Annotated in this window: 9 protein-coding genes; 1 reads left to right on the top strand and 8 read right to left on the bottom strand. The window is 72.8% G+C overall.

All coding sequences use genetic code 11. The annotated features are described in order from the left end of the window. The first annotated feature begins 100 nt into the window (after nt 1-100). The gene (locus tag AB0K17_RS05830) at nt 101-898 is read left to right on the top strand and encodes a tyrosine-protein phosphatase (protein WP_365966539.1); all 798 of its coding nucleotides are present in this window, start codon (nt 101-103) and stop codon (nt 896-898) included. 10 nt (nt 899-908) lie between these two features. Here AB0K17_RS05830 and AB0K17_RS05825 read toward each other — a convergent pair whose 3' ends face one another. From AB0K17_RS05825 to hpnE, 8 genes are all read right to left on the bottom strand, one after another. Next, nucleotides 909-2,303 (bottom strand): aspartate aminotransferase family protein, encoded by a 1,395-nt coding sequence (locus tag AB0K17_RS05825; protein WP_365982194.1) that lies wholly within the window; start codon nt 2,301-2,303, stop codon nt 909-911. Next, nucleotides 2,300-4,273, bottom strand: a complete 1,974-nt coding sequence (dxs, locus tag AB0K17_RS05820; protein WP_365982192.1) for a 1-deoxy-D-xylulose-5-phosphate synthase — start codon at nt 4,271-4,273, stop codon at nt 2,300-2,302. The genes AB0K17_RS05825 and dxs overlap by 4 nt, the downstream gene beginning before the upstream one ends. Before the next feature lie 61 nt (nt 4,274-4,334). Beyond that, nucleotides 4,335-5,501 (bottom strand): flavodoxin-dependent (E)-4-hydroxy-3-methylbut-2-enyl-diphosphate synthase, encoded by a 1,167-nt coding sequence (gene ispG, locus AB0K17_RS05815; RefSeq protein ID WP_365982191.1) that lies wholly within the window; start codon nt 5,499-5,501, stop codon nt 4,335-4,337. 5 nt (nt 5,502-5,506) lie between these two features. Then, complete coding sequence (gene hpnH / locus AB0K17_RS05810; protein ID WP_365966535.1) at nt 5,507-6,529, bottom strand: adenosyl-hopene transferase HpnH; 1,023 nt, start codon at nt 6,527-6,529, stop codon at nt 5,507-5,509. Between the two features lie 5 nt (nt 6,530-6,534). Further along, complete coding sequence (locus AB0K17_RS05805) at nt 6,535-7,194, bottom strand: 1-hydroxy-2-methyl-2-butenyl 4-diphosphate reductase (protein ID WP_365966534.1); 660 nt, start codon at nt 7,192-7,194, stop codon at nt 6,535-6,537. Further along, on the bottom strand, nt 7,194-9,212 hold the full coding sequence (shc, locus tag AB0K17_RS05800) for a squalene--hopene cyclase (RefSeq protein ID WP_365982190.1): 2,019 nt from the start codon (nt 9,210-9,212) through the stop codon (nt 7,194-7,196). Before shc ends, AB0K17_RS05805 begins: the two co-directional genes overlap by 1 nt. A gap of 135 nt (nt 9,213-9,347) precedes the next feature. Beyond that, complete coding sequence (locus AB0K17_RS05795) at nt 9,348-10,487, bottom strand: polyprenyl synthetase family protein (RefSeq protein ID WP_365982189.1); 1,140 nt, start codon at nt 10,485-10,487, stop codon at nt 9,348-9,350. Continuing rightward, nucleotides 10,484-11,932 carry a hydroxysqualene dehydroxylase HpnE gene (gene hpnE, locus AB0K17_RS05790; RefSeq protein ID WP_365982188.1) on the bottom strand — a complete coding sequence of 483 codons (1,449 nt, stop codon included), beginning with the start codon at nt 11,930-11,932 and terminating at the stop codon, nt 10,484-10,486. The genes AB0K17_RS05795 and hpnE overlap by 4 nt, the downstream gene beginning before the upstream one ends. Between the last annotated feature and the right edge of the window lie 44 nt (nt 11,933-11,976).

The raw sequence follows: 11,976 nt of genomic DNA, 5'->3' as shown, positions 1-11,976 counted from the left end.
GGTTGACGTGCCGTGATGTATCCCACCCCGGCAATCTCGCGCCGTGCGGAATACGATGCGGTGTCGCATCGGCGCCGCATCTTTCGCAAGGGAGCAGCACGTGACCTGGACACCGCCCGCCCCGTCGACCGAACCCGAACTCGCGAAAGTCCGCAACTTCCGCGACCTGGGCGGCCTGCCGGCCGCCGGCGGACGGCAGGTGCGGCACGGCGTCCTCTTCCGCAGCGGCCACCTCGCGCACGCCACCGAGGCGGATACGGCCTTCCTCGAATCGCTCGGGCTGCACACGGTCTTCGACTTCCGCAACGCGGCCGACATCGCCCTCGAAGGCCCCGACGTCACGCTCACCGGCGTACGGAACATCAACATTCCGCTGTCGGACCCGGCCGACGGCAGCGAGTTCTGGCGGATGGTGCACGAGGGCGACCTGGCCACCTTGCGCGCGCTGCTCGGCGAGGGCCGGGCGGCGGACCGGATGGCCGACGCCTACCGCACGATGATCGTCACCCGCACCGCCGAGCACAGCCGCGTGCTGCACGCCCTCGCCGACGACAGCGTCCCCGCCCTGATGCACTGCGCCGCGGGCAAGGACCGGGCGGGGCTGTCGATCGCCGTCACGCTGCTCGCCCTCGGGGTGGAGCCGGAGGTGATCGAGGCCGACTACCTGGAGTCCAACGCGCCGCACCGGCGGTACGTGGTGCGGCGGGCGGACGGGGCGACTCCGCCGGAGGTGATGGAGCTGCTGTCCCCGCTGTTCGAGGCGAGGGCCTCGTACCTGCGGGCGGCGTTCGCCGCTGTCGCGCAGACGTGGGGGTCCGTGGAGCGGTACCTCTGCGAGGGGTTGGCCTTGACCCCCGGCACACGGGAGCGGCTGCGGGAGCGACTGCTGTCCGACTAGAAAACCGGACCTACTTCCCCATCGCCTGCTTCATCAAGGTCTTGCCGAAGTCCCACATCAGACCGCCGCCCTCGTGGGCCTCTTCCATGACCGCCGTGAAGGCGTCGACGAAGCGGTCGACCTCGCGCTCGCCGATGATCAGGGGCGGGATGAGCTTGATCACCTCCAGGTGGTCGCCCGAGACCTGCGTGAGGATGCGGTGCTTGCGCAGCAGCGGGATCACGACCATCTGGGCGAACAGGCCCTTGCGGGCCGCCTGCAGCATCGTCCAACGGCTGCGCAGGCCCAGCGACTTCGGCCGGCCGAACTCGATGCCGATCATCAGTCCGCGCCCGCGCACGTCGTGCAGCATCTCGTACCTGTCGGTCAGGGCCGCGAGGCGGGAGCGCAGCAGCTCGCCCGTGGTGCGGGCGTTGGCGACGATCTGCTCGTCCTCCATGACGGCGAGGACCGCCAGGCCGGCCGCCATGGCCTGGGCGTTGGAGCCGAAGCTGGCCGAGTGGACGAGCACCCGGTCCATGGAGGAGTAGACCTTCTTGAAGATCCAGTCCTTGCCGAGCGTGGCGCCGACGGGGACGTAGCCGCCCGAGAGGGCCTTGGCCACGCACACCAGGTCCGGTTCGACGCCGCTCTCGTGCTGGTAGGCGAAGAACTCGCCGGTGCGGCCGATGCCGGTCTGCACCTCGTCCGCGATGAGCAGGGCCTTGTGCCGGTGCAGCAGCTCCTGCGCCGCCCGCAGGTAGCCGGGCGGGGGAACGTGCACGCCCTTGCCCTGGACCGGCTCGATCACGAACGCCGCGACGTCACCGCGCGCCAGCTCCCGTTCCAGCGCGGCCAGGTCGCCGAGCGGGACCGCGGTGTCGGGCAGCAGGGGCGCGAAACCGTCACGGAAGCCGTCCTCGCCGTTGACGGACAGCGAGCCGATCGTCAGGCCGTGGAAGGCGTGCCGGCAGTACAGGATGCGCGGCCGGCCGGTGGCGTACCGGGCGAACTTCAAGGCGGTCTCCACCGCCTCGGTGCCGCTGTTGCCGAAGAAGACGCGGTCCAGGTGGGGGGCGTACGACAGCAGCCGCTCGGCGAGCAGGCCGGGCAGCGGCGGGCAGTCGAAGCGGGTGAGGTCGGCGAGGGAGGCGTCGAGGACGTCGTGCAGCGCCTTGCGCACGACCGGGTGGTGCCGGCCCAGGCCCATGACCCCGAAGCCGGCGAGCATGTCGAGGTGGTCCTGCCCGTCGGCGTCCCAGAAGTACGCGCCCTCGGCCCGTTCGTAGACCTTGTCGAAGCCGATGGTGCGCAGCATGCGCGGCAGCTGGTGGTTGAGGTGGCGGGCGTGCAGGTCGTAGCGTTCGCCGCCGCGCTCGGCCAGCAGCCCGGCCAGGTCGAATCCCTTGGTGCCCTCGGAGGTCATGCCTCGCTCGTCTCCTTCACGACCGCGGCCCGCACGGCCTTCCCCCGGCCGGCCTTCGTGCCGCCGGTCCTCGTCACGGTCTCCGGGGCGTCCTGCGCCCGGGCCAGGGCGGCGCTGATGTGCCCGGCGATCTCGGCCGGCGTGAGCCCGACGTCGGCGAGCACCTCGGACCGCTTGGCGTGCGCCAGGAACTGCTCGGGGATGCCGAAGGTCCGTACGGGCACGTGGACGCCCTCGTCGCGCAGGGCCTGGGCGACGGCCCAGCCGACGCCGCCGGTGCGGCTGTTGTCCTCCACCACGGCGACCAGCCGGTGCTGTGCGGCCAGGGGCGGCAGGGCCGGGTCGACGGGCTTGACCCAGCGGGGGTCGACGACGGTGCAGCCGGTGCCGCGGGCCCGCAGCAGCTCGGCCGCATCCAGCACCACCGGCGCCATGGCCCCGACGGCGACGAGGAGCACGTCGGTCGGGGTCCGGGCGGAGCCGGCCAGGACGTCCATGCCGCCGACACGGCCGACGGCGGGGACGGGCTCGCCCGCGTTCTCCTTGGGGAAGCGCACGACGGTGGGGGCGTCGTCGACCTCGACGGCCTCGCGGAGCTGGGCGCGCAGCTGGTCGGCGTCGCGCGGGGCGGCGATCCGCAGGCCGGGGACGACCTGCAGGATCGACATGTCCCACATGCCGTTGTGGCTGGGTCCGTCGGTGCCGGTGACACCGGCGCGGTCCAGGACGAACGTCACCCCGCACTTGTGCAGGGCCACGTCCATCAGTACTTGGTCGAAGGCGCGGTTGAGGAAGGTGGCGTAGACGGCGACGACCGGGTGCAGGCCACCGGTGGCCAGGCCCGCCGCGCAGGTGGCGGCGTGCTGCTCGGCGATGCCGACGTCCCAGACCCGGTCCGGATAGGCCTCGGCGAACCGGGTCAGGCCGACCGGGTCCAGCATGGCCGCCGTCAGGGCCACGACGTCGGGCCGCTCGGCCCCGATCCGCACCATCTCCTCGCCGAAGACCGACGTCCAGGACACCCCGGCGGGGCGGGAGAGCGGCTCGCAGGTGAGCGGGTCCATCACGCCGACGGTGTGGAAGCGGTCCGCCTCGTGCTCCAGGGCGGGCCGGTAGCCGCGGCCCTTCTGCGTGCGGCAGTGCACGAGGACGGGTCCGTGGAAGCGCTTGGCCCGGCGCAGCGCCGACTCGACGGCCGCGATGTCGTGGCCGTCTATGGGGCCGAGGTATTTCAGGCCCAGGTCCTCGAACATGCCCTGGGGGGCGAAGGCGTCCTTGAAGCCCTTCTTCGCACCGTGCAACGACTCGTAGACGGGCCTGCCCACGCCCGGCACACGCAGCAGGGCCTCCTTGCCGCGGGCGAGGAAGCGCTCGTAGCCGTCGGTGGTGCGCAGGGTGGCCAGATGGTCGGCGAGGCCGCCGATGGTGGGCGCGTAGGAGCGCTCGTTGTCGTTGACGACGATGACGAGCGGGCGGTCCTTGGCGACGGCGATGTTGTTGAGCGCCTCCCAGGCCATGCCACCGGTCAGCGCGCCGTCGCCGATGACGGCGACGACGTGGCGGTTCCATCGGCCGAGGACCTGGTTGGCCTTGGCCAGGCCGTCGGCCCAGCCCAGCACGGTGGAGGCGTGGCTGTTCTCGATGACGTCGTGCTCGGACTCCTCGCGGGAGGGGTAGCCGGACAGGCCGCCCTTGCCGCGCAGCTTGGAGAAGTCCTGGCGGCCGGTGAGCAGTTTGTGGACGTAGGACTGGTGGCCGGTGTCCCACAGGATGCGGTCCGCGGGCGAGTCGAAGGCCCGGTGCAGGGCGATGGTCAGCTCCACCACGCCGAGGTTCGGTCCCAGGTGGCCGCCGGTCCTGGCCACGGCGTGGATCAGGAAGTGGCGGATCTCCTCGGCGAGGTCGGTGAGTTCTTCTCCGTCGAGTGCCTTCAGGTCGCGTGGACCGCGGATGTTCTCCAGCAACGACACGCCGGCCCCCTCCTCCTTGGTCGGCCCGGCAGCCCGGGCTCGTTCCTGTTGCCGCCGCCGTTCAGACGACGGTGACGGCGGGCGGCCCGGAGGGGCCGCCGTCGGTCCCGGTCTTCTCGGCGAGCTTCATGGCCTCCTCGATGAGCGTCTCCACGATCTTCGACTCGGGAACGGTCTTGATGACCTCGCCCTTGACGAAGATCTGGCCCTTGCCATTGCCGGAAGCGACACCCAGGTCGGCCTCACGCGCCTCGCCGGGACCGTTGACGACACAGCCCATGACGGCCACGCGCAGCGGGACCTCCATGCCCTCCAGACCCGCGGTGACCTCGTCGGCGAGCTTGTACACGTCCACCTGCGCGCGGCCGCAGGACGGGCAGGAGACGATCTCCAGCCGGCGCTGACGCAGACCCAGGGACTCCAGGATCTGGATGCCGACCTTGATCTCCTCCACCGGCGGCGCCGACAACGACACCCGGATGGTGTCGCCGATACCCTCGGAGAGCAGGGCGCCGAAGGCGACGGCGGACTTGATGGTGCCCTGGAAGGCCGGACCGGCCTCGGTCACCCCCAGGTGCAACGGGTAGTCGCACTGCGCGGCCAGTTGACGGTAGGCGTTGACCATCACGACCGGGTCGTTGTGCTTCACCGAGATCTTGATGTCCCGGAAACCGTGCTCCTCGAAGAGCGACGCCTCCCACAGAGCCGACTCCACCAGGGCCTCCGGCGTCGCCCTGCCGTACTTCTCCAACAGGCGGCGGTCGAGGGAGCCGGCGTTCACGCCGATACGGATCGGCACACCGGCATCACCGGCCGCCTTCGCGATCTCCCTGACCTTGTCGTCGAACTGCCGGATGTTGCCCGGGTTCACGCGCACCGCCGCGCACCCGGCATCGATCGCGGCGAAGACGTACTTCGGCTGGAAGTGGATGTCCGCGATCACCGGGATCTGCGACTTCCTCGCGATGATCGGCAACGCGTCCGCGTCGTCCTGGGAGGGACAGGCCACCCGGACGATCTGGCAGCCGGAGGCCGTCAGCTCGGCGATCTGCTGCAGGGTCGCCCCGACGTCCGCGGTGACCGTGGTGGTCATGGACTGCACCGAGATGGGCGCGCCCCCGCCGACGGGCACCGTCCCGACCTGGATGCGCCGCGAGGGGCGGCGCTCCGCGAGCGGCCGGGGCGGCAGCGGGGGCAGGCCCAGGGAGACCGGCTCCGTGGTGGCCACGGCCCCTACCCCCGGTTCCCGGAGACGGTCTCGCGTGCCGCGCGCAGGGACTCCTTGAGGGAGCCCATGGTGGCCAGGACGGCCGTCGGCTCGTAGCCGCAGTGGGCCATGCAGTTGGCGCAGCGCTCGTCCCTGCCGCGGCCGTACTTCTCCCAGTCGGTCTCCTCGATCAGCTGGCGGTACGTCGGCACGTACCCGTCGCTCATGAGGTAGCAGGGGCGCTGCCAGCCGAAGAGGGAGTAGTTGGGAATGGCCCAGGCGGTGCAGGGGAAGTCCGCCTTGCCCTCCAGGAAGTCGAGGAACAGCGGGCTGTGGTTGAGCCGCCAGCGCCGCCGGTTGCCGCCGGAGAACGCCTTGCGGAACAGCTCGCGGGTCTGCTCGACGCCGAGGAAGTGCTCCTGGTCGGGGGCCTTCTCGTAGGCGTAGGCGGGCGAGATCATCATCTCGTCCACCTTGAGCTCGTCGTTGAGGTAGTTGAGCACCTCGACGACCGTCTGCGGGGTGTCGGTGTTGAAGAAGGTGGAGTTGGTGGTGACGCGGAAGCCGCGCCGCTTGGCCTCCTTGATGGCCTCCACCGCCTCGTCGAAGACGCCCTCCTTCGCCACCGACGCGTCGTGCCGCTCCCGCAGACCGTCGATGTGCACCGCGAAGGCGAAGTAGGGGGACGGGGTGAATTTCTCGATCTTCTTCCGCAGCAGCAGGGCGTTGGTGCAGAGGAAGACGTATTTGCGCCGGGCGACCAATTGGCGCACGATCTCGTCGATCTGAGGGTGCATCAGCGGCTCGCCGCCGGCGATGGAGACCATCGGGGCGCCGGACTCCAGCACCGCGCCGACCGCCTGGGCCACGGGCATGCGCTGTTTGAGCACGCCGGCGGGGTGCTGGATCTTGCCGCACCCCTCGCACTTGAGGTTGCAGGCGAACAGCGGCTCGAGCTCCACGATCAGCGGAAACTTCTCCCGCCGCCGCAGCTTCTGTTCGAAGAGGTAGGTTCCTACCCTGATGGTCTGACGGAGCGGCATGGCCATCTGGCTCACCTCCTGGGGAGCAGCAAAGAACGGTGCCATTCGAAAAAAGCCGGCAGGACGGTGCGCAGTACGCGGAAAGCTGATATTCCACCGCGCAGGGTCCCGATGCGGACGAGTTCGTGTTCCGGAGCGTCCACGACCACTCTTACGGCGGCAACGGGGCGCGCCCCGGCGCGCACGGCGCTTCGGAGCGTGGCCGCGGACTCCATGTCCACCGCCAGCGCGCCCGAGGCGTGCAGGGCGGCCCGCTCGGCGCCGCGCACGACGTGGTCCGAGCCCACGAGCGGCCCGGTGTGGATGACGCGCCGGGGGGCGACCCGCGTGAGCTCCTTGGCCAGCAGCTCGACGCCGACGCACTCGGTGCGCCCGGCGGCGTCGCGGGTCTCGTCGGCGACGACGAGGTCGCCGGGGTGCATCCCCGGCGCCAGCCCGGCGCAGAAGCCGGTGGCGATGACGGCGGCGTCGCGCATCTCGCCCTGCCGGCGGGCCTCGGCGAGGACCCGGGTGACGGCACGGTCCGCCGCCTGCGGCCCCATGCCCGTACGCAGTACGGTCACGGGCCCGGCGGCACCGCCCGCGCCCCCGCGCAGGGCCAGCCGCTCGATGCCGAGGGCACAGGCGATCAGCAGCGGTGCGGGGTCGGGCGTGTCCGTGCCGTGGGTCATCAGCCCTCCAGCCGTGGAGCGGCGGAGGGCTCGCCGTGCAGGTAGCGGCCGAGCGCGGTGAGCGGGAAGACCTGGCGGTAGAGGTGGTAGTTGATGGAGAAGTCCCAGGGGAAGCCGGTGCCGGTGAAGTACGGCTCGTCCCAGGCCCCGTCCTCCCCTTGCGTCTCCGCCAGGAACAGCACCCCGCGCTGGACGGCCTCGCTCTCGCGCTCCCCCGCGGCCAGCAGGGCCATCAGGGCCCAGGCGGTCTGCGAGGCGGTGGAGGCGCCGCGGCCGATCCAGGCGGGGTCGCGGTAGGAGCGCAGGTCCTCGCCCCAGCCGCCGTCCGGGTTCTGCACGCTCGCGAGCCAGGCGACGGCCCGGCGCACCGCGGGGTGGGAGGCGGGCAGTCCGGCGGCGGTGAGGGCGGGAACGACCGAGCCGGTGCCGTAGACGTAGTTCACGCCCCACCGGCCGAACCAGGCGCCGCTCTCCTCCTGCTCCGCGAGCAGCCACTCGATGCCGCGCCGGGCCCGGGGGTCGTGCTGCTTGCCGAGGAAGGCGAGCATCTCCACGACGTGGGCGGTGACGTCGGCCGAGGGCGGGTCGACGACCTCGCCGAAGTCGCAGAAGGGCAGTCTGTTGGGCAGGGTGCTGGTGTTGTCGGCGTCGAACGCCCCCCAGGCGCCGTTGCGCGAGCGCATGCCGACCGCCCACCGGGCGGCCCGGCGCACCGCCACCTCGACGCGGTCCGGGTCGGGGTGGTGCACCCGTTTGAGGGCGAGGACGACCTCGGCGGTGTCGTCGATGTCGGGGTAGGTGTCGTTGTGGAACTCGAACGCCCAGCCGCCGGGCTCCAGGTGCGGGCGGCGCACGGTCCAGTCGCCGGGGCGGGTGATCTGCTCGTCGAGCATCCAGTCGGCGGCGCGCACCAGGGCCGGGTGGTCGGCGGGCAGGCCGGCGTCGGCGAGGGCGGTGACGGCCAGGCAGGTGTCCCAGACCGGGGACTGGCACGCCTCGATCATCCGCACGGGCTCCCCGTCGGCGCCGGTGTGCCAGACGGCGAAACGGTCCAGCGAGGCCAGTCCCTCGCGCAGGACGGGGTGCTCCAGGTCGTAGCCCAGCAGGTGCAGGGCGATGACCGAGTAGACGGCGGGCGGCTGGATGCCGCCCCAGCAGCCGTCGTTCTCCTGCCGCTCGATGATCCAGCGCGCCGCGGTGTTCAGGGCGGCGCGCCGCAGCGGGGCGAGGGGCAGCCGGTGGTAGGCGTGCAGCGCCTTGTCCAGGCGCTGGAAGAGGCCGTCCCAGCTGGCGGCGGGGGCCAGCGGGCGCGGCGGGTTCGGCCGGTGCGGGTCGGTGTGCAGCTCGTCCAGGGCGAAGGGGCCGGGCCGCACGGGACGCAGGGCGGAGACGACGGTCAGGGGGACGATGGTCTGCCGGGCCCACTGGCCGAAGTCGTAGATGTTCAGCGGGAACCACTTCGGCAGGTACATGATCTCGGGCGGGAGCTCCGGCAGGTCCTCCCAGCGCCACCAGCCGAACAGGGCGAGCCACACGCGGGTGAAGACGCGGCTCGCGGCGATGCCGCCGTGCTCGCGGATCCAGGCGGCGGCCGCGGCCATGTGGGGGGCGGCGGGGTCGTCGCCGGCGAGCCGCAGGGCGACGTAGGCCTCGATGGAGGCGGACAGCTCGCCGGGGCCGCCGTGGAAGGTGGCCCAGGTGCCGTCGGGGCGCTGCTGGGCACGGATCCAGCGGGCGGCGGCCGCGGTGGTCCGCTCGTCGTCGACGCCGAGGAAGCGCCGCAGGAGGAGGTCCTCGGCGTCCATGGTGACGTTGGTCTCCAGGTCGCCCTTCCACCAGCCCTGCTCGTCCTGGCGGGCCAGCAGGTGCTCGGCGGCGCGGGCGGCGGCGCGGGCCGCCGCCTCCTGGATCTTCGGCGGCCCGGGGGGCGCCGTGGGGTTGCGCAGGACGGTCGTGCTCGTGTCGGCCTCGGCCGCGCGGGGCGGCGGGGCCCCGGTGCCGTCGGTCGTCGCTGTCATGTGGTGTCCCCTAGTGCAGTGAGTTCCTTCTCTGCCGTACTGCTGTGACTGCCGTACTTCGGGGTTCCGCCTCGGCCGGTGCCGCGCAATCAGGCACCGGCCGGCGACCGCGTCGAGGAATCAGGTGATGGGCGATCAACTCTTCCGTACGACGACGAAGTCGGCGAGGGCGGTCAGCTGGGCGCGGACCGCGGCGGGCATGTCGACTCCTTCGAGGGCGTCGATGGCGGTGGCGTGCTGGCGGCGGGCCTCCTGGGAGGTCCACTCCCGGCCGCCCGCCTCCTCGATCAACGCCGCCCGGCTGGCGAATTCTTCCTCGTCGAAGTCGGCCAGTTGGGCATCGGTGAGCTTGGCGTCGGCGGAGAGGATGCCGGCGAGGCGCTGGGAGGCCGGGCCGCCGGCCGCGAGGGCGGCGACGACCGGGAGGGACTTCTTGCGCTGCCGCAGGTCGCTCCAGGTCTGCTTGCCGGTGGCCACCGGGTCGCCCCAGATGCCCAGCAGGTCGTCGACGGCCTGGAAGGCCAGGCCCAGGTGGTAGCCGTAGGCCTCCAGCCGGTCGGCGGTGGCCTCGTCGGCGCCGCCGAGGACGGCGCCGATGGAGACGGCGCAGGCCAGCAGGGCGCCGGTCTTGTTGCCCTCCATCTCCAGGCACTCGGCGACGGTGACGCGCTCGCGGTGCTCGTAGGAGATGTCCTGGGCCTGGCCGTCGATGAGCTTGCGGGAGGCCGTGGTCAGGCGGCGGGTGGCGCGGCCGGCCTCGACGGTGCCGAGCTCGAGGAGCACCTCGTTGGCGAGGGCGAAGAGGGCGTCGCCGACGAGGATGGCCTGGGCGGGCCCGTAGGCCTTCCAGACGGTGTCGCGGTGGCGGCGCTGCTCGTCGCCGTCCATCAGGTCGTCGTGCAGCAGCGAGAAGTTGTGCACGAGCTCCACGGCGACGGCGCCGGGGACGCCCACCTCGGCGGGGGCGCCGGCGGCCTCGGCCGACAGCAGGGCGAGGGCGGGCCGGACGGCCTTGCCCTGGTCGCCGTCGATCGGCCGGCCGTCGCTGTCGATCCAGCCGAAGTGGTAGGCGGCGACGGTGTCCATGGGTGCGGCGAGCCGGGCCACGGCGGCACGCAGCACCGGCGTGGCAAGCGTCCGTCCGCGCTCCAGCAGGGCACGTACGCCCGCGGTGTCGACAGCTGGGATCGCCGATGTCACGGTCTCTCCTCTGGTGGTCGTGCTCGTGCGCGTCCCGCCCGGCGGGACGTGCTCCTTGAGGGCTCGCTGGTTCATACCGCCGCCTCCTGCAGGGGGTCCTGCTGCGGCCGGCCGAGCTCGGAGAGTGCTGCGCGGGCGGCGCTCGCACCGCTGCGCACCGCGCCCTCCATGGTCGCGGGCCAGCCGGTGGCGGTCCACGCTCCGGCCAGGTAGAGGCCGGGCGCGTTCGTGGGGGCGTCCGGCCGCAGCCGGCCGACGCCCGGGGTGGGGGCGAACGTCGCCGTGCGCTCGCGGGTGACGAAGAAGTCCTTCACGACCGCGGTGCGGGCGGCGGGCAGCAGCCGCTCGAGCTCGGGCAGGTAACGCGCGCGCAGTTCGGCGACGGGCCGGTCGATGTCGTCCTGGGCGGCCGACTGGGAGACGGCGAGGTACTGGCCGCCGCCGGCCGCGGCCAGACCGGAGGAGTCGGTGCGGTCGAAGACCCACTGCACGGGAGAGCCGAGGGCCGTGAAGAAGGGCTGCCGCAGCACCGTGCGGTCGTAGACGACGTGCAGGTTGAGGATGGGCGCGGTGCCGATGCGCAGCAGCCGGTCGGGGTCGTCCAGGGCGCCGGTGGGCAGCAGGGCGTGGGCCTCGCGCTGGGGCACGGCCAGCACCACGGTGTCCGCCGTGAGGCTCTCGCTCCGGTGCGGGCCGGATTCGGCGTCCACCTGCCAGGTGCCGTCGGGGCTGCGGGTGATGCGGGTGGCGCGGGTGCGCAGGGCGGTGCGCACGCCGGCCGCGTCGAGGGCGGCGCCGGCGCGGGTGTGGTGCAGCTCGCCGAGGGGGACGCGGGCCCAGCCGATGTCGGCGGCGCCGGGCTCGGAGAGCAGCCCCGTCCCGAAGACCTTGGCGGCCAGGCCGAGGGAGGCCTGGTCGGCGGTGGCGTTGAGGGTGGCGATGCCCACCAGGTCCCACAGGGCCTCGACGGTGCGGGGCGACTGGCCGTGGCGGTGCAGCCAGGTGGCGAAGTCGGTGCCGTCGAGGGCGGGGTCGGCCGGGTCGAGGGTGCGCAGCGCGAGCGCGGCGCGGCCGACGGAGGCCCGTTCGGCGAGCGAGAGGTGGGGGTAGGTGGCGAGGCTGGCCGCCAGGTGCAGCGGCACCGGCAGGGCGGTGCGGCGCAGCCGGCCCAGGCGGGGCCGCCCGGAGGGGTGGCCGACGTCGAGGACGGGCACGTCGAGCCGGTCCTGCAGGGGGGCGAGGTGGGAGGCGCCCACGCGGTCGAGGAACCACCGGTAGGCGGTGCAGCAGCGCAGGTAGACGTGCTGGCCGTTGTCGATGCTCAGCTCGCCGCGGGTGAAGGAGAAGGCGAGCCCGCCCAGGCGGGGCCGGCCTTCGAGCAGGGTGACGCGGACGCCGGCGGCGGCGAGCTGGAGGGCCGCGGTGATGCCGGCGAGCCCGCCCCCGATCACTACCGCGGCCGCCCCCTCGGGGCGGCCTGCTTCGTCTGTACGGGGCCGGGTGGTGTTCTGTGCTGTCATGCGCGCTTCCCCTCGGCTGCTGTCAGGGACGCGAGGGCCGGGCG

Origin of the sequence: Streptomyces sp. NPDC049585 (genome assembly GCF_040675615.1) — a bacterium.
GTDB classification, from domain to species: Bacteria; Actinomycetota; Actinomycetes; order Streptomycetales; family Streptomycetaceae; genus Streptomyces; species Streptomyces luteosporeus.
Note: the sequence above shows the minus strand (reverse complement) of the source record. Positions and strands in the feature narration are given on the sequence as shown.

What these genes read in the sequence shown, in the direction of transcription:
- hpnH (WP_365966535.1), bottom strand. Translation starts at nt 6,529, where the DNA reads ATGGCCATGCCGCTCCGTCAGACCATCAGGGTAGGAACCTACCTCTTC.
- shc (WP_365982190.1), bottom strand. Translation starts at nt 9,212, where the DNA reads ATGACAGCGACGACCGACGGCACCGGGGCCCCGCCGCCCCGCGCGGCC.
- AB0K17_RS05795 (WP_365982189.1), bottom strand. Translation starts at nt 10,487, where the DNA reads ATGAACCAGCGAGCCCTCAAGGAGCACGTCCCGCCGGGCGGGACGCGC.
- AB0K17_RS05805 (WP_365966534.1), bottom strand. Translation starts at nt 7,194, where the DNA reads ATGACCCACGGCACGGACACGCCCGACCCCGCACCGCTGCTGATCGCC.
- AB0K17_RS05825 (WP_365982194.1), bottom strand. Translation starts at nt 2,303, where the DNA reads ATGACCTCCGAGGGCACCAAGGGATTCGACCTGGCCGGGCTGCTGGCC.
- hpnE (WP_365982188.1), bottom strand. Translation starts at nt 11,932, where the DNA reads ATGACAGCACAGAACACCACCCGGCCCCGTACAGACGAAGCAGGCCGC.